Below are 21737 nucleotides of genomic sequence, written 5' to 3'. Positions count from 1 at the left end.
GGTGTTCGGGTCAACTTCCCAGGAGGTCACGGATGGCTGAGGACACGCGACGGGCAGCCGTCGTCCGCAACGACCGCGAGTACCGGCTGGTCACCAACCAGGCGGTGCCCGCCCGCGCGCTGCTGTTCACCCTCGAAGGCGACATCACGGCCACGCCGACGCGCTTCACCGTCCAGCTCGACGCGGCCAGCCACGTCGACATGCCGGCCGGCTGTCCGCTCGAGGAGGTGCTGGACCGGTACTACTGGCGGTTCATGAACCACGCCTGCGAGCCGACGGCCGTGATCCGCGGCCGGTCGGTGCTGAGCCTGCGGCCGATCCCGGCGTGGTCGGAGATCACCTTCCACTACGCCAGCACCGAGTACGACATGGCCGAGCCGTTCTCCTGCCAGTGCGGGTCCGCAGGCTGCGACGGGACGATCCAGGGCTTCCGCCACCTGCTGCCCGAACGCCGCGAAAGCCTCCGCGCGCTGCTTTCGCCGTACCTGCTCGCGGTGCTGGACGGCCGGATCGCCGAACCCGCCGGGGTGTGCCCGTGAGCCAGGCGCCCCACCCGCGCGACGCCGGCCCGGCCCTGCTCCACCGCTTTTTCGAGGAGTCGGCCCGGCGGTGGCCGGACGCGGTCGCCGTGGACGTCCCGCCCTCGGGCGGGCGGCCGCGGCGCACCGCCACCTACCGCGACCTGCACCGCCGGTCCGCGATCGTGGCGCGCGCGGTGCACCGGGCCGTCCGGCGCCCCGGCATCGTCGCGATCCTGCTGTCCCGCACCACCGAAGACCTCTACCTCGCCCAGCTCGGCGTGCTCCGGGCCGGCTCCGCCTACGTCTGCGTCGATCCGTCCTTCCCGGACGAACAGCTCGGGCACATCCTCACCGACGCCGCGCCCGCGCTGCTGATCACCGACCGCGCCGGGCACGAGCGGGCCGTCCGGGCCGGGTACGGCGGCGCGGTGCAGCGCATCGACGGCACCGCCGAGCCCGCGGCGCAGCCGGTGATCGCCCCGGCGGCACCGGCCGGCCTGGCCTACGTCATCTACACCTCGGGGACCACCGGCAAGCCGAAGGGCGTGCTCGTCGGGCACCAGGGCGTGGTCAACCTGATCCGCTCCGACGTCGCCGAGTTCGGCCTCGGGCCCGGCGACCGGGTGGCCCAGGGCTCGTCGCCCGCCTACGACTCCTCCGTGGAGGAAGCGTGGATGGCGTGGGCGTGCGGGGCCACCGCCGTCGTGATGGACGACGAAACGGCCCGCCTCGGCCCCGACCTCGTGCCGTGGCTGCGCGACGAACGGATCACCGTCCTCTGCCCGCCCCCGACGCTGCTGCGCGCGGCCGCGTGCGAGGACCCTCGGCGTGAACTGCCGCAGTTGCGGCTGCTCTACGTCGGCGGGGAGGCGCTGCCCCCCGACGTCGCCGAGCGCTGGGCGCCGGGCCGCCGGATGGTCAACGGCTACGGGCCGACCGAGTGCACCGTGACGTGCCTGCGCGCGGACGTCGAACCGGGCAAGCCGGTCGCGATCGGCCGTCCGGTGCCCGGCATGCGGGCCCTGGTGCTCGACGACCGGCTCGAACCGGTCGGCCCCGGCGAAAAGGGCGAGCTGTGCATGACCGGCGCCGGGCTGGCGCTCGGCTACCACGGCAAGCCGGAGCTCACCGCCGAGAAGTTCCCGCAGCACCCGCGGCTCGGCCGGCTCTACCGGACCGGCGACCTCGTGTCGGCCGGGCCGGACGGCACGCTCTTCTACCACGGCCGGATCGACTCGCAGGTCAAGCTGCGCGGCTACCGCATCGAGCTGGAGGCGATCGAGGCGTCCCTCGCGCGCCACCCCGGCGTGCGCGAGGCCGCCTGCCGGGTCCAGGGCGAAGGCGCGGGCCAGGTGATCGCCGCGCACCTCGTGCCGGAGCGTCCCGGCGCCCTGCCGGACCCCGCCGAGCTCAAGGACCACCTGCGGAAAGCCCTGCCGGTATACATGATCCCCGCCGTCTTCGGCGAGGTGGAGACGCTGCCGCGCAGCGCCGGGGGCAAGCTGCGCCGCACCGACCTGCCCGTGCTCGCCACCGCCCGGCGCCACGCGGCCGAGACCACCACCGGCACCGAGCTCGAGCAGTTCATCGCCGGTGCCCTGGGCGAGGTGTTCGAGACCACCGACGTCGGGTTCGAGGACGACTTCTTCGACGACCTGGGCGGCAGCTCGCTGCAGGCCGCGATGCTCATCTCCAAGCTGCGCGGCAACCCGCTCACCGAGGCCATCGCGGTCCGCGACGTCTACAGCGCGCGAACGGTGTCCGGGCTGGCGAAGCTCGCCGCGCCGGTGACCCACGACGAGCTGGACGCGGTCGCGGCGCCCGCGCGCAGCGCCGTCGCCATCACGCTCGCGCAGGCGGCGTGGCTGCTCGCCGAGCTGGCGATCGCCGCGCCGCTGGGCTGGTTCGCCGCGTTCGTCGTGCTGCCCTGGCTGGCCGAGCGGATCGGGCTGGTCCCGCTGATCGTGCTGGCCCCGGTGGCGCTGCTGGTGGCCGGCTTCGGCTGGACGCCGGTGGCGGTGTTCTTCGCCGTGCGGGCGAAACGGCTGCTCATCGGCAGGTTCGAACCCATGCGGGTGCCGGTGTGGAGCGGCTTCCACCTGCGGCTGTGGATCGTGCGGCACCTGCTGCGGTTCGTGCCGTGGGGGACCATCGCCGGCACCGAGTTCCAGAACATGGCCCTGCGCTCGCTCGGCGCGCGCATCGGCAAGCGCGTGCACATCCACCGCGGCGTCGACGTCGTGCAGGGCGGCTGGGACCTGCTCGACATCGGCGACGACGCCACCATCGGCCAGGACGCCTCGCTGGGCACGGTCCAGCTGGCCGAGGGGCACCTCACGATCGGCCGGATCACCGTGGCCGGCGGGGCCACGGTGGACGTCCGCGCGGGGATGTCCCCGAACACCCGGCTCGGCCGGGGCGCCTGGCTCACCGCGTTGTCTTCGCTGCCGCCGGGCACCGCGGTGCCCGACGGCCGCCGCTGGGACGGCGTCCCCGCGCACGACGCCGGGCCCGCGCCGCGGGCACCGGTCCCGGTCGTCGCGGGCAGCCTGCTCTCGCCGTTCGCCCACGGCCTGGCGACCATCGCGGCCCGGGCGGCGTTCGGCTGGCTGTTCGCCCTGCCGTTCTCGGCCGTCACGATCGCCCTGGTGCTGGCCTTCGGCATCACCTACCCGGACGTGCTCGCGGCGTTCACGCAGCCGTGGGCGCACGGGCAGTTCATGGCCGTGTTCGCGCTGTCGGCCTGCCTTTCGCTGCTGGCCGGGGTGTGGCTGGAGGCGATCAGCGCGCGGCTGCTCGGCCAGGTCCGCGAAGGCGTGATCAGCCGGTGGAGCCTCGCCTACATCCGGGTGTCGCTCAAGACCGGGCTGGTCACCACGGCCGGGAACTGGCTCTCGGGCGGGCTGTTCTGGCCGGTGTGGCTGCGCTGGGCCGGGATGGAGGTGGGCCGCGGCTGCGAGATCAGCACGATCATCGACGTCGTCCCGGAGCTGGTCGAGATCGGGCCGGACACGTTCTTCGCCGACGGCATCTACCTGGGCGGCCCCCGCATCCAGCAGGGCACGGTGACGCTGGCCCGGGTGCGCCTCGGGCACGACACGTTCCTCGGCAACCACGCGGTCATCCCCGGCGGGCAGCGGCTGCCACCGGACATCCTGATCGGCGTCTGCACCGTCGCCGACGACCGCATCATGCGGCCCGGCACGTCGTGGTTCGGCCACTCGCCGATCCTGTTGCCGCGCCGCGAAATCGTCGAAACCGACCGCAGCCTGACCCACGACCCGTCGTTCGCCCGCGTGGTCACCCGGGTGTTCTGGGAGTGGCTGCGGTTCGCCCTGCCGGTCGTGCCGCTGGCCGTGCTGACGGCGTGGTTCGCGCTCACCGCCTACGCGGTGCGGGTGCTGCCGCTGGCCGCGTTCGTCTTCCCGGGCGCGGCGATCGTGGCGGTGCTGACGGCGATCCTGCCGTGCCTGATCGTCCTGGCCCTCAAGTGGGGGCTGCTCGGCCGGGTCAAACCGGGGGTGCACCCGCTGTGGTCGTGCTGGTGCAGCCGCTGGGACTTCCTGTACGTCGCTTGGGGCGTCATCGCGAGCGGCGTGCTTTCGGCGCTGGAGGGCACCCTGATGCTGCCCCTGTACCTGCGCCGCACGGGCATGCGCATCGGCAAGCGCGTGGTCCTCGGCGAGGGATTCGCCCAGGTCGTCGACCCGGACATGCTGCACTTCGGCGACGGGGCGACGGTCAGCGCGATGTTCCAGGCCCACACGTTCGAGGACCGCGTGCTCAAGATCGACCACGTGTACGTCGGCGCGCATTCGACGCTGTCCCACGGCACGGTTCCGTTGTACGGCGCGGAAATCGGCGAATACGCGTATGTGGCACCGCACAGCGTGATCATGAAGCAGGAGCGCCTGCTGCCGCGGTTGCGGTACGCGGGGGTGCCGACGAAGGAGCAGAAGGCGCCGTCACCGCGGACGAACCCGGAGCTGCGGACCTACCCGTTCCGCTCCGGCCGCCCGCAGGTGGCTCCGGCCCCGCCGACACGGCCGTTCCTGCAGTTCGAGCGCACGTTCACGGTCCCGGGCGAGCAACCGGCGCCCGCCCGGCAGGCGCCGCCGCTGCCGCACGGGGGAGGAGCGCACAGTCACGCCTGAGCGAGCCGGGCCAGGTAGCGGTCCCGGGCCACCAGGCTCACCGCCAGGTGGTCGGCCAGCGGGTCGAAGAACGCGCTGCGGTACTTCGCGTCCGTCACCGTCGACGCCGCGAAGTACAGGCCCGAAAACGCCGCGATGAACAGCGAAACCTGCAGCAGCTCCTGCGGGATCGGCAGCTGGATGCCGAACAGCGTCCCGCTCGTGGGGTCGCGGCCGATCCACGCCTTGATCACCGAGTGCTGCACCGCGATGATCCCGAACACCACGAAGAACACGAACACCAGCGTCGCCAGCACGAGCGTCTGCAGCACCTGGGTCAGCACCAGGACGAGGATCATGTTCGCCTGTTCCAGCTTCGTCAGCGGGACCCGCTCGCCGTCCGCCGTGAAGGACGCGAGCGGGGTGTCGCGCAGCTTCTCCAGGCCGACCGGGACCGTCCGCGACTGCGTGAGCCGGGAGACCTCGTCCTTCAGCATCGCCAGCAGGAACACCACCGCCACGAGGGCGAACAGCCCGACCACCAGCCACATCCGCTGCCGCGGCAGGGCCGCGCCGACCTGCCAGATCTCGGTGGTGAAGAAGCCGAACACGGTGAACAGCAGGAGCAGCGGGAGGGCCCGGCTCGTCAGCTCGCCCAGCAGCTGCGTCTGGCGGAACGCCGCCCGCAGCGCCCAGCCGACGATCGAACCCACGCCGGCGAACGCCGCCGCGAACAGGCCGGCCAGGATGGCCAGCTGGGTCACCAGGCCGAGCGGGACCGAGTCGCCCGCGATGATCCCGTCCGCGACCGGCACGGCGAACACGAACCCGCCCGCCAGCACCGCGGCCGGTACCGCGCCGCCGCGGCCGGCCAGCTTGCGCCGCACCCACCGGGCGGTGAGCCAGGAACCCAGGGCGGGCAGCACCACCAAGCCCACCAGCAGGGCGGTGTAGCCGAGCGCGAAGACGTCGCTCTCCAGCAGCCGGTCGAACTCCGCGTCCGTCTCACCGTCCACTGCGGACAGCACCGCGGTCAGCAGCTGCCAGGCCGCGATGAACGCGACGGCCGGGGTGGTGCGCACGAGCAGCCGCGCCGGGCGGCCCCGGACGACGGCGGGCAGCCCGCGCCGCCGGAACCACTGCTCGGCGGCTTCGACTTCGCGTTCGCCCGTCATCCCGGCCTTCCGATCGGCACGGCCACCGCCGTGATCACGGCGCATGTTAACGGCCGGGCTGCGCGCGGGGCAGCCGGAGCTCGAGCCGGAACCCGCCGTCGCCCGCCGGGGCCGCCCGGACCGTCCCGCCCAGCAGCGCGGCGCGCTCCTGGAGCCCGACGAGCCCGTGGCGGGCGCTGGGCAGCGCCAGCGTCGGGCGGGTCGGCGGGGTGTTGGTGACGGTGACCGCCAGATCGGTGTCGTCGTGCGCGAACGCCACCGTCGCCGTGCTGCCCGGGGCGTGCTTGCGGACGTTGGTGAGGGCCTCCTGGATGGTCCGGTAGATGGTCCGCTGGACCGCCGTGTCGATGCCCTCGGGCGCGGCGCCGGTCAGCCGCGTTTCGATGCCGCTGCCGGCGATCAGCCGGTCCAGATCGGACAGTGTCGGCTGCGGCGTCAGCCCGGTGGTCCGGCTGCCGGACGCGCGCAGCAGGTTCACCATGTGCCGCAGCTCGTCGAGCGTGCCGACCGACAGCTGCCGGACGTTCTCGGCCGCCGCCTTCACCCGCGGGTCGGCGGTGGAGACGCCGAGCGCGCCGGCCTGCACGGCGATCAGGCTGACCTGGTGGGAGACGACGTCGTGCATCTCGCGGGCCAGCTGGTTGCGTTCCTTGGCCAGGATCGCCTGCGCGTCGAGCTCGCGTTCGTGCTCGCGCGCCGCCCGGATGTCGGCCAGCCGCAGCGCGAGCTCCTGGCGCGCGTGGACCAGCCGGCCGAAGAAGATCGGCGCGGCCGCGGTCATCGTCGCGTAGATGGCGGTGAGCACCGCGTCGGACTGCGAATACGGCAGCTCCAGGCCGGGGAAGAAGTAGCCGACCGCGGCGACCGTGCCGCAGGCCGCGAGCAGGGGCCGGGAGGAGTACCGGACGGCGACGCTGTAGAGCGCGACGAGCGCCGCGATCATCGAGCCGACCAGGACGAGCGCGGGCAGGGTGAGCACGAACGCGGGGATGGGCAGGCGGCGCCGGACCAGCAGGGCCCCGACGGCCAGGACCGCGGCGCCGACGGTCACCGGCTCGCCGGGCTGGTTGAACGCGGCGTCGAGCGCGGCGACGGCGATCAGGCCGGCGTCGGCGAGCAGCGCCTGCCACCGCGTCACGACGGCCGGTTCTCGAGCAACCCGGCGCGCTGGGCGACGAGCGCCGCCTGCACCCGGCTGCCGACGCCGAGCTTGGTGAGGATGGCGGACACGTGGTCCTTGACCGTGCCGACGCTGACGTGGACCTTCTTCGCGATGTCCGCATTGGACAGTCCGTCCGCGATGAGCACGAGGACGGCCTGTTCGCGCTCGGACAGCCGGCCGGTCTGCGCCGCCGCGGCGGACCCCGCGCCCGAGTCGAGGTAGCCGTCCACCACCGTGCGGGTGACCTTCGGCGAGAGCACCACGCCGCCGGCGGCCAGCGTGCGGACGAGCTGGGCCAGCTGCTCGGGTGCGGTGTCCTTGAGGATGAACCCGGCCGCGCCCGAACGCAGCGCCGTCGCGATGTACTCGTCGGAGTCGAACGTGGTGAGCATCGCCACGACCGGCGGGTTCGGCAGGCCGCGCAGCTGCCGCAGCACGGTGAGGCCGTCGACGTCGGGCATCCGGATGTCGAGCAGGACGACGCCGGGGGCGTGCAGGCCGACCTCCTTGACCGCGTCCGCGCCGGTCACGGTCGCCACGACCTCGATGTCGCCCGCCGCCTCCAGGATGAGGCGGAATCCGGAGCGCACCAGCTCCTCGTCGTCGACGACGATCACTCGAACCATGCGCCCAGTCTCACCGGGACCGGCCGGGCCGCGCCAGCCGGGACCCGGCGACCGGGGGCCCGCCGACCGGCTGGACATCGGCAGCCGGGTGGCGGGGAGTTCGGGCCGGGTCACCGGTGTCCGGCGGGGGTGCCCCGCGCCGAGCATGGACGGCGAGGAAAGGAGTTCCCGATGGAGAACCAGGACCGCGAGCTGATCCTCGGCCTGGCGCAGCGGCTGCGGCAGGCCCAGCCGGTGCCGAAGGACCCGCAGGCCGCCGAACTGATCGCGCACCATGTCGGCGCCCAGCCGGACGCGCTGTACCTGCTCGTGCAGGCCGTGCTGGTGCAGGAGGACGCACTGCGGACGGCCCAGGCGCGGATCGCCGCGCTGCAGGCGGCGCCGGCCGCCACCCCGCCGCCCGCTCCGGCCGCGGGTGGCGGCTTCCTGTCCCGGGCGTTCGGGCAGCACCGCGACCAGGCCGCGCCGGCCGAGGGGCCGCCGGGCCGCTCCGGCGGCGGCTTCCTGAAGACGGCCGCGGCCGCGGCCGTCGGGGTGGCCGGCGGCGCGCTGCTGTTCCAGGGCCTGAACGAGGCGTTCGGCGGGCATGAGGAGCAGCACGGCGACGGCTGGGGGGACCCGGTCGGCTGGGACGACGGCGAGCAGTGGTGAGCGGGTCGCGGTGCTGAGCGTGCCGGTCCCCGACGAGGTGGTCCGGCACGCCCGGGAGCCGGGCCCGCTCGAATCGCCCTGGATCTGGCTTGCGTGCGCGGCGCTGGCGGTCGCGTGCGTGGCGGTCACCTTCCTGGTGCGCCGGCGCCGGGCCGCCCGCCGGTGCGGGATCGCGGTGACCACGGTGTGCGTCCTGCTCGCCACCCTCACCGCGGTCAACGGCCACGTCGGCTACGTGCGGTCGGGCACGGACCTGGTGCTGCTGCTCCAGCGCGGCGGCGGCCCGCTGCGCGACCTGGGCCGGGTGTTCGAGGAGGACGGCTCGATGCCGGGCACCCGCCAGATCCGGCTGGGCGGCCCGGACGGCCCGGCGGTCGAGCGGATGGTGGTCGCCGACCCGGCGAACGCGGTGCCGGGCGGCCGCAACTACGTCCTGCTCCCGCCGGGCTACGCGGACGCGGCGAACGCGAACCGGCGGTACCCGGTGGTGTACCTGGTGCACGGCAACCCCGGCGGCCCGGAGGACTGGCTGGCGGCCGGCGACGCACCGGGCACGCTGCGGCAGTTCGCCCGCCTCGGGGCCCTGCCGCCGATGATCGTGGTGAGCGTCGACCTCACCGCCGGCCGCGCCCGCCGCGACTGGGAGGGCCTCGACGTCCCGGGCGGCCCGAAGCTGGAGAGCTACCTGACCCGCAGCGTGGTCCCGGTGATCGACCGGCGCTACCGGACCCGGCCCGACCGCGCCCACCGAGCCCTCGGTGGCATGTCGGGCGGCGCGTTCGCGGCGTTGAACATCGGCCTGCACCACGGGGACGAGTTCGGCGCGCTGCTGCTGGCGATGCCGTACGACGTCCCGGACAACCGCCACCGGCTGGGGGAGGACCCGGCCCTGCTGGCGGCGAACACGCCTCGGGACTACCTGCGCACGATGCGGTTCCCGAGCCCGGTGTCGGCGATCCTGACGGCGGGGGCGGAGGCGCCCGGCGACGTCGAAGGGATCCGGCGGCTCGCGGAGGGCTTCCGGGCGCGCGGCCAGCGGGCGGAGGTGCGCGTGGAGGAAGGGCTGGGGCACACCTGGCGGACGGCGCGGGTGTCGCTGCCGTACCTGCTGGCGTTCGCGGCGGAGGTCTTCGAAGGCGGACCCCGCCGCTAACGCCGGTTCGCCAGGACCATCACCGGCTTCGCGCCCATGCCGTGCAGCACCACGCTGCCCAGTACGCACACCACCGTGATCACCAGGATCGTGTCCGCCGCGGGCCCCTCCGGCAGGCGGTTGAACGCCAGCAGGCCGAACACGATCGTCGTCGTGCCGCGCGGGCCCAACGCTCCCACCAGCAGCCGCTCCCGGGCGGACAGCCTCGAGCCGAGCAGGGACAGGACCACCGGTCCCACCCGGACCACCGTCAGCACGCCCGCGCAGAACACCACCACCTGCCACGTGACCCCCACCGAGAACGCCAGGACCGTCGCGATGCCCACGACGAACCACATCGTCGTGGTCAGCAGGGTGGTGACGTCCTCCAGCAGGTGCAGGTCCTTGCTCAGCGCGTCGGCCCGGACCTCCGCGCGGTCGCCGTGGCCTTCGTGGACGCGGCGGGCCTTGCGGAGCCGGTGCACGTAGCGGAAGGCGATGCCGCAGACGAACGAGGCGACGAACCCGTTGCCGTCGATCGCCACCGTGGCCGTGTACGTCAGCAGGGGCGCGAGCAGGACCGCGATGCGGCCGGACTGCGGGGTGATCCAGCCCGCGTGGTGGGCGCGGTCCAGCAGCCACGCCAGGACCGACCCGAGCACGACCCCGGCCACGACGGCCTTGACCGCGAAGGGCAGGGCCGTCGCCAGTGCGTCGAGCGGGGACCGTTCCTGGGTGCGGTCGCCGGCCAGGATGAGGGCGAACAGGAACAGCGGGGAGACGATTCCGTCGTTGTAGCCGCTTTCCACGTTGAGCACGCTGCGGACCCGCATCGACAGCGCCCGGTCGCGCACCAGGCGTTCCGCCGGGGCGAAGTCGGTCGGCACGGTGACGCCCGCGATCAGCAGCAGCACCGCCCACGGCAGATCCGGGAACAGCAGCCAGCCCAGCACCGCCGCCAGCGCGAGGCTGACCGGGAGCGCGATCAGCAGGACCCGGGCGACGAGCCCGGGGTAGCCGCCCCACAGGCGGCCGCCGCGGACTTCGGTGGCGTCGACGAACAGCAGCACCGCCAGGATGATCTCGGCCGCGTGCTGCACCGCGTCGGTGTTCAGCACGGCCGCGATCGAGTCCTCGTTCACCAGCCCGACCACCGCCCCGGCCAGCACCATCACGACCGGCGCCCCGAGGTTCCACCGGTCGAGCCGGGCCGCCGCCAGCGAGCGGACGACCATCGCGACCGCGGCGGCGAGCAGCAGCAGGTTCATACCACCCATTGTCGCCGAAACGGTCCAAAAAGGAGGGAGCGACCCGCTCAGGCGGGCAGGCCGTTGTCGTCGGTCTCCAGCACCTGGGTCTTGAACTTCGTCAGGAACGCCGAAAGCTCGCCGGCCGCCGACTCGATCACGGTGCCGCCGTCCTGCCAGATGCCGTCGAGGTGCTGGAACTGCCCGGGCGGGTCACCCTGGTTGTAGTGGATGTCGTGGACACCGAGGCCGTGGCTGTAGGGCGCCCCGAACACGTAAACCCGGCGGCAGCCGCTCAGCCGCTGCTCCAGCAGGTTCAGCGCGTTGTCCGCGGTGCTCTCGACCCAGCCGAACCGCGGCGAGCGCAGGATCGCGTTGACCAGCGCCGCCACGGGGTTCGCGACCAGCGTCACACAGCCGCGGCCGCGCAGCAACGGCGAGCGGAGGTAGTCCAGCGCGCCGGAAGCCGCGTCGCGGGCCAGGGGGTGCCAGCCGGGGCCGAGGCCCGAAACAGCCGAGAACAGCCCGGCATCGAGCGCGCGGACTTCGCGGTACTGCACCGGAACACCGCTCGGTGTCGACACGTCGACCGCGCACTCGTACTCACCCGGCGGGGCCTGCACGGTCAGCTTGCCGTGGTACCAGGACCCGAAGTCGTTCGGATCCTCCCGGGTGAACGAGACCAGCGTGCCGATCAGGACGCCGTAGCCGGGCAGCGGCATCGGTTCCTCCTCGGGTCAGCGGAACAACAGCCGTTGGCGGTAGCTGGGCGTGTCACGCTTGTAGTAGCGCGGGACCCAGCTGTCGTCGGGGGCGAGGTAGACGACCTTCGCGGGGTCGTCGTCGCGGAACTTCTGCTGCAGGTAGCGGAAGTAGAAGTGGTTGAACAGCCGCATGAACTCGCCGAGGTAGGTGTCGGCCACCCGGGTGTCGCCGCGGATCACGAGCATGTTCTCGTCGTTCTCGTGCACCGAGGCGTCGCTGAAGTTGCCGGAGCCGGTGACGACCAGCGGATCGTCGCCGAGCGGGTCGACGAGCATGAACTTCGTGTGGGTGTAGCGGACGTGGACGTTCAGGCCGGTCAGCTGTTCCTTGGTCCAGCGGTCGAGGATGTCGGTGCTCAGCAGCGAGCCGACGGCGACCTTGACGTCGTGGTCGCGGGTGAACTCGACGTCGCCGCTGTCGGGCGGCTCTTCGAGGACGAGGTAGCGCAGCACGTCGGACTCGGCGGCGATCGCTTCGGCGATCTTGTCGTGCACGCCGAACGCCGCGGTCATGAAGAACGACTTCCGCGCGCGCCCGGCCTGGGCGGCGTACCAGTCGATCAGGTCCAGGGTGGTCCGCGGGCTGAACACGGGCGAGATCCCGGCCGGGGGCGGTGTGGCCGGGGTGGGTGTGGCGGTGGTGTCGGCCGGCCGGATCCCGTCGTAGTCCGGGTCGGCGGCCAGGCGGGTCCAGTAGTCGAGGTACCCGGCGGCGATCGCGGGGTCGCGGAGGAGGTGCCCGACGTTGGACTGGCCGAACAGGCCGCCCCAGGTGATGTTGGTCGACCCGGTCCAGACGGCCTGCGGTTCGCCGTCCCGCAGCAGCACCAGGAACTTGTTGTGCGAGATGGCGCTGTTGGTCTTCCGCGGGATCATGCACGCGCCGAGCCCGGCGGCGGCGATGGCCGGCTCCGACTGCTGCCACACCTTGGCGCGCTTCGGGTCGGTGCTCGCCCGGCCGCGCCGGTCGTAGACGATCTTGACGTCGGCCCCGCGGTCCGCGGCGGCCTTCAGGGCGTCGAGGACGCGCGGGTAGGAGAACTCGTAGACCGAGCCGCGCAGCGCGAACCCGGGGCCGGTGGCCGACGCGACGAACTTCACGAGGGCTTCCTCGAGCCCGCGGGACAGCCAGGTGTACGCCGGATCGCTGCGGTCGCCGGGCCGCGGCGGCCGCCCGAACCGCTGCGCGTACGCCTGGCTGGCGGCGACCCCGCGGTTGAAGTGGATCGCGTGCGTTCCCGTGTCGACCGGCTCGGTGCGGATGGTCACCGAGACTTCGCGGCGCACCTCCAGGTTCTTCGGTTTCCCGTAGAGCGCGACGACGCGGTAGGTGTACTCGTGGTCCGGCTCGGCGGTGTAGTCGCCCCACTGGAAGCCCTGCACCGGGTGCTCGCGCAGGCTCACCGAGGTGCCCGGGGGAATTCCGTGTGACGTTTCCTCGAACACCTTCATGCCGCGGAGCCAGTAGCGTTCCTTCTTGGCCGGATCGGTGCGCTCGATGGCGAACCCGAGCAGCCCCTTCGTGGCCCGCTTGGGCAGGTCGATCCCGAAGAGCACGACGGCGGATCCGGCCACGACGTGGACCTGCAACGAATCGGCCGTAACGCGGCTCCGCATGGTCGTGCCTCCAGCCCGCCGGCCGTCCGTTCGGCAGCGGATCCGCCCCGGCACTCATGGGTCGCGCGGGACGCGACGGCCGTTACGGGCTCAGTGCCCGCCCGGCGCCGGCGCGGTGCCGACCTGCCCCTGCCAGGTGGCCTGGGCGCCGGAGTCGCCGATGCGGTAGACGTCGAAGACCGCCGCGCCGGCGGCCGCGACGGACAGCGCCGCGAGCACCACGGTGACCGCCGTCGACGCCGGGGCGAGGAAGGTGCGGCGGGCCTTCGCCGTGGTCTCCCGCGCGCGCCACCACACCAGCAGCGCCAGCACGGCCACCGGGATCGCCACCCAGATCGCGGTGTCGCCGAGCTCGGTGTGGGTGCGCACCAGCGGCGTCCGCGCGACCCGCCGTTCGAGCCATTCGCCGGCGTCGGTGGTGATCGGGACCAGGATGACGACGACGACCGACAGGATCGCGTTGGGCAGGGCGAGCTTGGCGCGCGCGGCCGGCCACAGGGCGCTGAGCACCAGCAGGAGGGCGGAAAGCGGCAGCAGCACGACGATGGCGTGCACGAGGAGGATGTGGGCGGGCAGGCCGTTGACGGTGGTCATGGTGTCCTTTGTGGAGGGTGCGGGGTCCGGGGCGGGCCCGGCGTCAGGGGGCGCGGGCGAGCGTGGCGACCTCGTAACCGGGGGCCCGGGTGGCCACCCAGGTCTCGACGTCGTCGCCGCCGCGGGCGAACGCGGCCGTGGCGAACACGTCGGCCCACAGCAGGGTGGGGCCGGTGACCGTGACGGCGAGCAGGTCGCCCGGGTGGGCGCCGGTGTGCGGGTCGACGATGTGGTGGCCGCGGGCGGCCGTGCCGGACGTCGCGACGCCGCCGGTGCGCAGCTCGAGGATCGCCAGGAACGCCGTCTTGTCCGTGGGATCTTCGACGGCGACCCGCCACGGCGGGGCGGTCGTCACGCCGACCCGGGCGGTGATGTCGCCGCCGACGTTGAGGTAGTGGTCGAACCCGCACAGGCCGGCCAGGTGCTCGGCGGCCTTCTCCGCGGCCCAGCCCTTGACGAGACCGGACGGGTCGAAGCCGCCGGGCAGCCACGCGTCGAAGTAGCCTTCGGTGCGGTCCCGCGCTTCTTCGCACAGCGCGAGGACTTCGACGAGCCACGGGTGCCGCCGGGCCCGCGGGAGCCGCCCGCGGCGCAGCGCGCTGACCTGGCTGTCCGGCCGGTAGGTACTGAACAGCTCGTCGGCGCAGCGCAGGCCGCCGAAGACGGCGGCGACGGCGGGTTCGACCGCGGGATCGCTGTCGATGCGCCGCCCGCGCAGGTGGAGGCTGGCCTGCGTGCCCATGACGGCCCGCGTCCACGACCGGCGGGACGCGGTGGTCACCGGTGGGCCTGGTCGATCGCCGACTGCAGGGACTGCTGGTAGCCCTCGGAGGTGTAGGTGGCGCCGCTGACCGTGTCGATCTGCGCGCTCTGGGCCTGCAGCGTCTCCTGGTTCAGCTCCGGCACGGCCTCGGTGTTGATCCGGACGTCGCGGCCGCTCTCCTGCGGGTAGTCGATCGCGTCCGCCGCGGTGATGCGGCCCCCGGCGACGGTGATCCGGACCTGGACCGGGCCGTAGCGGGTGTCGGCGGCGTCGCCGGTGAACGTCCCGTCGCCGGTGGTGCCCGTGGTCGCGGACGGGTTCGCGGCCGGCGGCGGGCTCGTGGTGCGCGACGGCTGGGCCCCGCCGGCCGGGCGGCCGGTGGCCGCGACCGGTGTCTGGTCCGTGCTGGTGCGGTAGCTGAACAGCAGCACGACGACGGAGACGGTCGCCGCGGCCGCGATGGCGATCCTGCGCATCGGAAGTCCTTTCCTACCAGGCGAACCGTTCGTGGTGGACGCGTTCGGCGGGGACGCCGGCGCGGCGGGCGCTGTCGAGCACGGCGCCGGTCCAGGCGTCGGGGCCGCAGACGTAGAGGTCGTGCTCGGCGATGTCGGGCACGAGGCGGCGCAGCACCTGCTCGTCGGGCACCGGGGCGTATCCGGCCGGCAGCCAGGACACGCGGCCGGGGGCGCGCCGGCCGAGCAGGTAGTGGATCCGGATGCCGCGGCGGGCCGCGAGGTCTTCGAGCTCCTGGCGGAACAGCAGGTCCGCCGGGCGCCCGGCGCGGTGGAACAGCACGGCTTCGCCGGGCCGGTAGGGGAGTTCTTCCAGCAGCGCGCGCACCGGCGTGATCCCGATGCCGGAGGCGAACAGCGCGATCTTCCATCCTTTTCGGACGGTCGCGGTCAGCCGGCCGTACGGGCCTTCGAAGAACGCCCGGGTGCCCGGCCGCAGGGTGGCCAGCCGCCGGCTGCCCGGGCCGAGGTCCTTCGCGGTGATCCGCAGCCGCTGCCCGTCCGGGGCGGCGGAGAGGGAGAACGGCTTGCCGCGCGTCCAGCCGGGTCCGGCGGGGAACCGCCAGACGCAGAACTGGCCGGCCGCGACGGGCAGCCGGTCGAGGTCGCGGCCGCGCAGGGACACCGTGACCACGCCGGGTGCCTCCACCACGACGTCCTCGACGACCAGCCGGTGCCGCGCGTTGAGCCACACCGGCCGTCCGACGCGGAAGACGAGCACCGCGCCGGCCGCCGCCGCGTACGCGGTCCACCAGAACGCGGTCGCGACCGGGGAGGCGGTGAAGTCGGCGCCGGTCCACAGCTGGTGCGGCAGGGCCAGCCCGGCGCCGAGGTAGGCGTAGAGGTGCAGCAGGTGCCAGGACTCGTAGCGCAGCCGCCGCCGGGCCGCCCGCACCGACGTCACCGCGACCATGCCCAGCGCGGCCGTCCCGGCGGTGGCCAGGAGCATGCCCGGGTAGGTCGTCACCAGGGCCCACGCCTCGCCCAGGACGCCGGAGCGGTCGGCCGCCGCGTAGCCGAGGGTGATGAGCACCAGGTGCGCGACCAGCAGCGTGATCGAGGTGAAGCCGGCGAGCCGGTGGCGGCGGGCCAGCTCGTCCTGGCCGTAGCTGCGCTCGACCCACGGGATGCGGGCCATCAGCAGCAGCTGGAGCAGCAGCAGATCCGCCGACAGCAGCCCGGTGAGCCGTCCGGTGGAGGTGAAGAAGTCGCTCGCGAGGTCCTGCAGGCCGCGGCCGGACACCCAGAGCGCGACCACGAAGAGCACGCTCCCCCAGGCCGTGAGGCCGGCGGCGTCGCGCCACCACGGGCGGACCGTGGGCCGCGCGAGGCGGCGGGTGGCGAGCGTGGTGGTGGCGGACATCGGGCTCCTCGGGTGATCGCTTCTCGATCCACCCTTCCCGAGCCCGGTTAGCCGTCGACGTGACCAGGGTGAGAGTTCGGTAAGAGAAGATCCGCTCCGACGGTGAACCCGACCACCGCGCCGCCGCCGGGGCGCGGCTCGGCGAAGACCGATCCGCCGTGGGCCTGCGCGATCTCCCGCACGATGGCCAGCCCGAGGCCGGAGCCGGGCAGGCCGCGGGCGCCGTCCGCCCGGTGGAAGCGGTCGAACACGCGGGCCGCGTCGTCGTCGCCGATGCCGGGGCCGCGGTCGAGCACCTCGACGCGGCCGCCGCGCACGACGACTTCGATCGGCCCTTCGGGGGCGAACTTCACGGCGTTTTCCAGCAGGTTCGCGACCGCGCGTTCGAGGGCCTTCGCCTGGCCGGTCAGGGCGGAGGCGTCGGCCTCGACGGTGATGGCGCGCCCGGACCGCCGCCGGACGCGCTCGGCGGCGCTCTCGGCGAGCTCGCCCAGCGCCACCGGCGCCGGCTCCTCGGCCTCGTAGCGGCGGGTGGCGAGCTCGACCAGCTCGTCGACCAGGTGCGTCAGTTCGCGGCTCTCGCCGTCGACGTCGTCGAGCAGCCGGGCGCGGGCCTGGGGGCTGAGCTCGCCGAAGCGGCGCAGCACGCTGGCGTTGGTGCGGAGGCTGGTCAGCGGGGTCCGCAGCTCGTGGGCGGCGTCCTGGACGAGCCGGTCCTGGTCGGCGCGGGCGTCGGCGAGCCGGCCGAGCATCCGGTCGAACGACGTCGCCAGCCGGCCGACTTCGTCGCGGCCGCCGGTGGGCACGGCGACGTCGTCGAGGCGGCCGTCGCTGACCTGCTCGGTGACGTCGGTCAGCCGGACCAGCCGCCGGGTGATCTGCCGGGCCAGCAGCCAGCCGGCCAGGGCGGCGACGGCCAGGACCAGGGCGCTGACGCCGGTGATGCGGGCGGCCAGGCCCTTGAGGACGTGCCGGGATTCGTCGACGTCGATGCCGAGCTCGACGGCGCCGCGGCCGGGTCCGAGGGCCACGGTGATGACCCGGTAGTCGTCGCGACCGGCGGTGAAGTCCGTGTAGCGGTGGTCGCCGAGGGCGCCGGTCGCGGCCAGCGCCCGGTCGGGGTCGCCGACCGGCAGGCGCACCCGGCGGCCGCCGAGCGGGCGGACGGTCCCGCCCGGGGCGATGGCCTGCGCCACCATGGGCTGGGCCTCGTCGTGGTCGTCGTCCGGACCGCGGGTGACCGGGCTCGGCGCGAGGACCTGCGTCGCCCCGGCGGCGACTTCCGCCGACGTCGTCAGCAGCGACCGGTCGAGCTCGGCGTCGATCCGTTCCGAGGCGGCCTGGTAGCTGAAGACCCCGACGAGGATCGCCGCCGCGGCACCGACCCCGGCGAAGGCGATGGCGAACTTGCTGCGCAGGTTCACGACGGCCGCACCGAGTAGCCGACGCCGCGCACGGTGTGGATCAGCCCGGTGGCCCCGGCCTGCTCCAGCTTGCGCCGCAGGTAGCCGATGTAGACGGCGAGGTTCTTCGAGTCCGCGCCGAACTCGTAGCCCCAGATCCGCTGGTAGATGGTGGCCCGGTCGAGCACGATCCCGGCGTTGCGGACGAGCAGTTCCAGCAGGTCGAACTCGGTTTTCGAGAGGGTGATCTCGGTGCCCTGCCACCACACCCGCCGCGCGGCCGGGTCGACGGCGAGCTCGCCGAGCCGCACGGTCCGCCGCGCCTCCGGTTCGGACTCGGGCGCGGTGCGCCGCAGCAGCGCCCGCAGCCGCGCGAGGAGCTCGTCGAGTTCGAACGGCTTGGGCAGGTAGTCGTCGGCCCCGGCGTCCAGCCCGGCCACCCGGTCGGGGGTCTCGACCCGCGCGGTGAGCATGAGGATCGGCGTGGGGTCGCCTTCGGCCCGCAGCACCCGGCAGACGCCGAGCCCGTCGACGCCCGGCATCATGACGTCGAGGACGATCACGTCGAACTCGTCCCGCCGGGCGGTGGCGAGCGCGCTGACCCCGTCGGCCACCTCGGTGACCCGGTAGCCCTCGAGGTCGAGGGCCCGGACGAGCGACTCCCGGATGGCGCGGTCGTCGTCGGCGAGCAGGACGCGGTGCGGCATGGCCGCCATCATGCCCGCGCGCCGCCGCCGGGGCGCGCGGGCCGTCTCGCTAGCGGGTGAAGGTGAACCAGTTGACGTTGACGAAGTCCGCCGAACTCCCCGAGAACGTCAGGTACAGGTCGTGCACGCCGGTGGCCGCGCCGACGATGTTGGCCGGCACCGTCTGCCACTGCTGCCAGCCGCCGTTGTTCGCGAAGTCGATCTCCGCGATCACCGGGCCCGACACCCCGTCCAGCCGGGCCTTGATCGCGCCGCTCACGCCGGCCGCCGCGCCCGAGGCCAGGCGGGCGACGAACTGGTTCGGGGAACTCGAGCCGAAGTCGATGCCTGCGTACTTCAGCCAGTCGCCGTTCGCGATCCAGCCCACGTCGACGCCGCCGCCCGTGTCGCTGCACGACTCGTTCTGGGTGCCGCTCTGGGCGTTGTACGCCTCCGCCTGGATCGTCGAGTACGCGCTCGTGCCGCCGTTGCCCGGCGGCGGGGTCGTGCCGCCGCCCGCGCCCAGCGACACCGTCCAGGACGTCGGGGCCGGGTCCTGGAGGTGGCCGTCGACGGGCTGGGCGCCCGTCGGGCCCACGTCGTCGTACGGGAACGCGTAGCCGATCGACGCGTACTGGTGCACCAGGCGCGCGTAGTGGTTCGTCGTGGCGTCGCGGTAGTACTGCGACGGTGGCACGCCGTCGGGCTGGTTGCCGCCGCCCGCGACCAGCAGGCTGCTGCGGTTCAGCGCCGCGGCCAGCCGGGCCGCGACCGCGCCCCGGGCGTCGCTGCCGGAGTTGTACAGCGGCCCGCTCGCGCAGCCGAAGATGTCCGCCGCGCTCGGCTTGGTGAACGGCACCCCGTTGGTGTTCAGCCCGGCGAACACGATCGCGTCGCCGCTGACCGTGCCCGTGTAGGAGCCGATGCCGCCCTGCCCGTTGATCGTCAGCGGCGTCGAGCGGTAGTGGTCCCAGACGGCGTTGAGGTAGTTCGTCCAGTACCCGCCGAAGTCGACCGGGGAGTGGCCGGGCGCGAGCACCCGCACCACCTGGCCGGCGCCGTCGGTGACGACCAGCCGGTCCCACGGCGCCCCGTCGGCGTTGTGCTGCGCCCGCAGCCCGTCGGCGATGCTGCCGAGGGCGCCGCTCGGCAGCGGGCTGACCGACTGGGCGCCGGCCGCGCCCGTGGTGGCCATCGAGACCGGCAGCGCCACCATGTCGACGTAGCTGATGTTCGCGTAGAGGTTCGCGCTGTTGTAGGTGAACTCGCAGAACGTCCAGTTCGTCTGCCAGTTCGGGTCCGAGCTGGTGAAGCCGGGCTGCACCAGGCCGGGCCCGGGGTTGACGAAGAACTGGATCTTCTTGTCCACCGAGAACCACACGCGGCCGCCGATGAGGTAGTCGGTCAGCGTCACCGTGCGCTGCGCGCCCGAGCCGGTCAGCGGAATCGAGTAGTCGGGGATCGGCGTCACCGGCGCGGACGGGTTGGGCAGCGCCTGGAACCGGCCGTCGGCGGTCACGAACCCGGGCCGGCCCGCGGTGTCCGAACCGCTGATGTAGGCGTAGACGGTGCCGCTGCCGGAATTGTTCTTCAGCGTCAACGGCAGGGCGGCGGCGGCCCGGGCGGCCGGCGCGGCGAGGGCGGCCCACAGCGGCGTGCCGGCCGCGGCGGCCGCCAGTCCTGCGGTGACGAAGGTACGCCTCGACAGCATGGCACCTCCTGGAAAGGGCTTTCGTGTCCGCCGGACGGTAGGTACGGGTTCCGGCCGGGTCAACATCCGGCCACCCGGGTTGGGGACTAACGGACCACGAACCTGCCCTTTCGTTGCCCGGACCAGTACGTCCGGTGGTCCGGTCACCGTCCTTTGTGGATTGAGCCGGACGTCCTTGCCCGGAGCCGCCCGGGCGCGCACCATGAGGGGCGGGAAGGAGCGGGCCATGGACGAACCGGCGATCGAGGTGACCGGCCTGCGCGTCCGCCGCGGCGGGCACGACGTCCTGCGTGACATCGGGTTCGGTGTCCGGCGGGGGTCGGTGACCGGCCTGCTCGGTCCCAACGGCTGCGGGAAGAGCACGCTGATGCGCTCGATCGTCGGTGTCCAGGTGGTGGCGGGCGGGCGGGTCACCGTGCTCGGCCGCGCGGCGGGCAGCCCGGACCTGCGGCGGCGGATCGGCTACGCGACCCAGGACCCCGCGATCTACGCCGACCTGACCGTGACCGAGGCCCTGCGCTACTTCGCCGCGGTGCTCGGCACCGGTCCCTCCGATGTGGACCGGGTGATCGCGCAGACCGGGCTCACCGGGTCCGCGCGCACCCTGGTCGGCCGGCTGTCGGGCGGCCAGCGCGGCCGGGCCAACCTGGCGGTGGCGCTGCTGGGCACCCCGCAGCTGCTGGTGCTGGACGAGCCGACGGTCGGCTCCGACCCCGAGCTGCGCGACGAGCTGTGGACGCTGTTCCACACCCTGGCCGCCGGCGGGGTCACCCTGCTGATCTCCAGCCACGTCATGGACGAGGCCGCCCGCTGCGACGACCTCCTGCTGCTGCACCGGGGCCGGCTGCTGGCCCGGGGCACCCCGGGCGACCTGCGCGCCCGGACCGGCGCCGCCGACCTCGAACAGGCCTTCCTGCGGCTGATCAAGGGCCGGGAAGGGGCGACGCGATGAGCGCACTCCCCACCACCCGGCGGATTCTCACCCAGTTGCGCCACGACCCGCGCACGATCGTGCTGCTGGTCGCGGTGCCCAGCGTGCTGATGGTCCTGCTGCGGTACGTGCTGAATTCGGAGCAGCGCTTCAGCGCGGTCGCGCCCGCGTTGCTCGGTATTTTCCCGTTCACGATCATGTTCCTGCTCACCTCGGTGACGACGTTGCGCGAGCGCACGACCGGGACGCTGGAGCGGTTGATGACGCTGCCGATCGGCAAGCTGGACCTGATCCTGGGCTACGCGCTGGCGTTCGGCCTGCTCGCGGTCCTGCAGGTGGTCGTGGCGGCGGGGATCTCCCTGACCTGGCTCGGGCTGGCCATCGCCGGCTCGGTGTGGGCGCTGCTGCTGATCGTGGTGCTGGACGCGCTGCTCGGGACGGCGCTGGGGCTGTTCGTGAGCGCGTTCGCCCGCACCGAGTTCCAGGCCATCCAGTTCCTGCCGGTGTTCGTGCTGCCGCAGTTCCTGCTGTGCGGGCTGTTCGTCCCGCGCGGTGACATGGGCTGGCTGCTGAGCGCGGTGTCCGACGTGCTGCCGTTGTCCTACGCCGTGGACGCCCTCACGCAGGTGACCCGCTCGGCGGAGATCGACGGCACGCTGGTCCGCAACATCGGCATCATCGCGGGCTGCGCGGTCCTCGCCCTCCTGCTGGGCGCGGCCACCCTGCGCCGCCGCACACCGTGA

18 protein-coding genes and 1 pseudogene are annotated in these 21737 nt (G+C 73.6%); 6 read left to right on the top strand and 13 right to left on the bottom strand.

Features of this window, described 5'->3' with window-relative positions:
* Positions 1-2: 2 nt before the first annotated feature.
* A pseudogene (locus tag ABZW17_RS12635) lies at positions 3-539 on the top strand (hypothetical protein); the annotation flags it as partial.
* Positions 536-4675, top strand: a complete 4140-nt coding sequence (locus ABZW17_RS12630) for an amino acid adenylation domain-containing protein (RefSeq protein WP_354812644.1) — start codon at positions 536-538, stop codon at positions 4673-4675. The pseudogene ABZW17_RS12635 and the gene ABZW17_RS12630, both read left to right, overlap by 4 nt.
* Here the strand turns inward: ABZW17_RS12630 and ABZW17_RS12625 are convergent.
* From ABZW17_RS12625 to ABZW17_RS12615, 3 genes are read right to left on the bottom strand one after another with little or no spacing between them, the layout of a single operon-like run.
* Positions 4666-5829, bottom strand: a complete 1164-nt coding sequence (locus ABZW17_RS12625; protein ID WP_354812642.1) for a hypothetical protein — start codon at positions 5827-5829, stop codon at positions 4666-4668. The genes ABZW17_RS12630 and ABZW17_RS12625 overlap by 10 nt on opposite strands.
* A 46-nt stretch (positions 5830-5875) precedes the next feature.
* Positions 5876-6967 (bottom strand): histidine kinase, encoded by a 1092-nt coding sequence (locus tag ABZW17_RS12620; RefSeq protein WP_354812640.1) that lies wholly within the window; start codon positions 6965-6967, stop codon positions 5876-5878.
* Positions 6964-7617 (bottom strand): response regulator transcription factor, encoded by a 654-nt coding sequence (locus ABZW17_RS12615; RefSeq protein WP_354812638.1) that lies wholly within the window; start codon positions 7615-7617, stop codon positions 6964-6966. Before ABZW17_RS12615 ends, ABZW17_RS12620 begins: the two co-directional genes overlap by 4 nt.
* Before the next feature lie 171 nt (positions 7618-7788).
* Here ABZW17_RS12615 and ABZW17_RS12610 point away from each other — a divergent pair, with 171 nt between their 5' ends.
* Entirely contained in the window at positions 7789-8268 is a 480-nt protein-coding gene (locus tag ABZW17_RS12610; RefSeq protein WP_354812636.1) for a DUF2076 family protein, read from the top strand.
* Positions 8269-8287: 19 nt separating this feature from the next.
* On the top strand, positions 8288-9421 hold the full coding sequence (locus ABZW17_RS12605; protein WP_354812634.1) for an alpha/beta hydrolase-fold protein: 1134 nt from the start codon (positions 8288-8290) through the stop codon (positions 9419-9421).
* Here the strand turns inward: ABZW17_RS12605 and ABZW17_RS12600 are convergent.
* From ABZW17_RS12600 to ABZW17_RS12555, 10 genes are all read right to left on the bottom strand, one after another.
* Positions 9418-10668 carry a cation:proton antiporter gene (locus ABZW17_RS12600; protein WP_354812632.1) on the bottom strand — a complete coding sequence of 417 codons (1251 nt, stop codon included), beginning with the start codon at positions 10666-10668 and terminating at the stop codon, positions 9418-9420. The two genes, ABZW17_RS12605 and ABZW17_RS12600, sit on opposite strands and share 4 nt — an antisense overlap.
* Before the next feature lie 47 nt (positions 10669-10715).
* Positions 10716-11369, bottom strand: a complete 654-nt coding sequence (locus ABZW17_RS12595; protein WP_354812630.1) for a DUF2278 family protein — start codon at positions 11367-11369, stop codon at positions 10716-10718.
* A 15-nt stretch (positions 11370-11384) separates the two neighbouring features.
* Complete coding sequence (locus tag ABZW17_RS12590) at positions 11385-13028, bottom strand: phospholipase D-like domain-containing protein (RefSeq protein ID WP_354812628.1); 1644 nt, start codon at positions 13026-13028, stop codon at positions 11385-11387.
* 90 nt (positions 13029-13118) lie between these two features.
* Positions 13119-13622: a DUF2231 domain-containing protein gene (locus tag ABZW17_RS12585; protein WP_354812626.1), complete on the bottom strand. Its 504-nt coding sequence runs from the start codon at positions 13620-13622 to the stop codon at positions 13119-13121.
* A 43-nt stretch (positions 13623-13665) separates the two neighbouring features.
* Positions 13666-14403: an FAD:protein FMN transferase gene (locus ABZW17_RS12580; RefSeq protein WP_354812624.1), complete on the bottom strand. Its 738-nt coding sequence runs from the start codon at positions 14401-14403 to the stop codon at positions 13666-13668.
* Positions 14400-14861 (bottom strand): FMN-binding protein, encoded by a 462-nt coding sequence (locus ABZW17_RS12575; protein WP_354812622.1) that lies wholly within the window; start codon positions 14859-14861, stop codon positions 14400-14402. Before ABZW17_RS12575 ends, ABZW17_RS12580 begins: the two co-directional genes overlap by 4 nt.
* Before the next feature lie 13 nt (positions 14862-14874).
* Positions 14875-16263 carry a ferredoxin reductase family protein gene (locus ABZW17_RS12570; protein ID WP_354812620.1) on the bottom strand — a complete coding sequence of 463 codons (1389 nt, stop codon included), beginning with the start codon at positions 16261-16263 and terminating at the stop codon, positions 14875-14877.
* A 47-nt stretch (positions 16264-16310) separates the two neighbouring features.
* Entirely contained in the window at positions 16311-17687 is a 1377-nt protein-coding gene (locus tag ABZW17_RS12565) for an ATP-binding protein (protein ID WP_354812618.1), read from the bottom strand.
* Positions 17684-18382, bottom strand: coding sequence for a response regulator transcription factor (locus tag ABZW17_RS12560; RefSeq protein ID WP_354812879.1), 699 nt, complete (start codon positions 18380-18382; stop codon positions 17684-17686). The genes ABZW17_RS12565 and ABZW17_RS12560 overlap by 4 nt, the downstream gene beginning before the upstream one ends.
* A 40-nt stretch (positions 18383-18422) precedes the next feature.
* The gene (locus ABZW17_RS12555; RefSeq protein ID WP_354812616.1) at positions 18423-20063 is read right to left on the bottom strand and encodes a beta-1,3-glucanase family protein; all 1641 of its coding nucleotides are present in this window, start codon (positions 20061-20063) and stop codon (positions 18423-18425) included.
* Between the two features lie 226 nt (positions 20064-20289).
* Here ABZW17_RS12555 and ABZW17_RS12550 point away from each other — a divergent pair, with 226 nt between their 5' ends.
* Positions 20290-21015: an ABC transporter ATP-binding protein gene (locus ABZW17_RS12550; RefSeq protein ID WP_354812614.1), complete on the top strand. Its 726-nt coding sequence runs from the start codon at positions 20290-20292 to the stop codon at positions 21013-21015.
* Complete coding sequence (locus ABZW17_RS12545; RefSeq protein ID WP_354812612.1) at positions 21012-21737, top strand: ABC transporter permease; 726 nt, start codon at positions 21012-21014, stop codon at positions 21735-21737. Before ABZW17_RS12550 ends, ABZW17_RS12545 begins: the two co-directional genes overlap by 4 nt.

The sequence above is a fragment of the Amycolatopsis sp. NPDC004625 genome (assembly GCF_040609695.1).
Classification (GTDB): domain Bacteria; phylum Actinomycetota; class Actinomycetes; order Mycobacteriales; family Pseudonocardiaceae; genus Amycolatopsis.
This window is presented reverse-complemented; position numbering and strand designations above follow the sequence as displayed.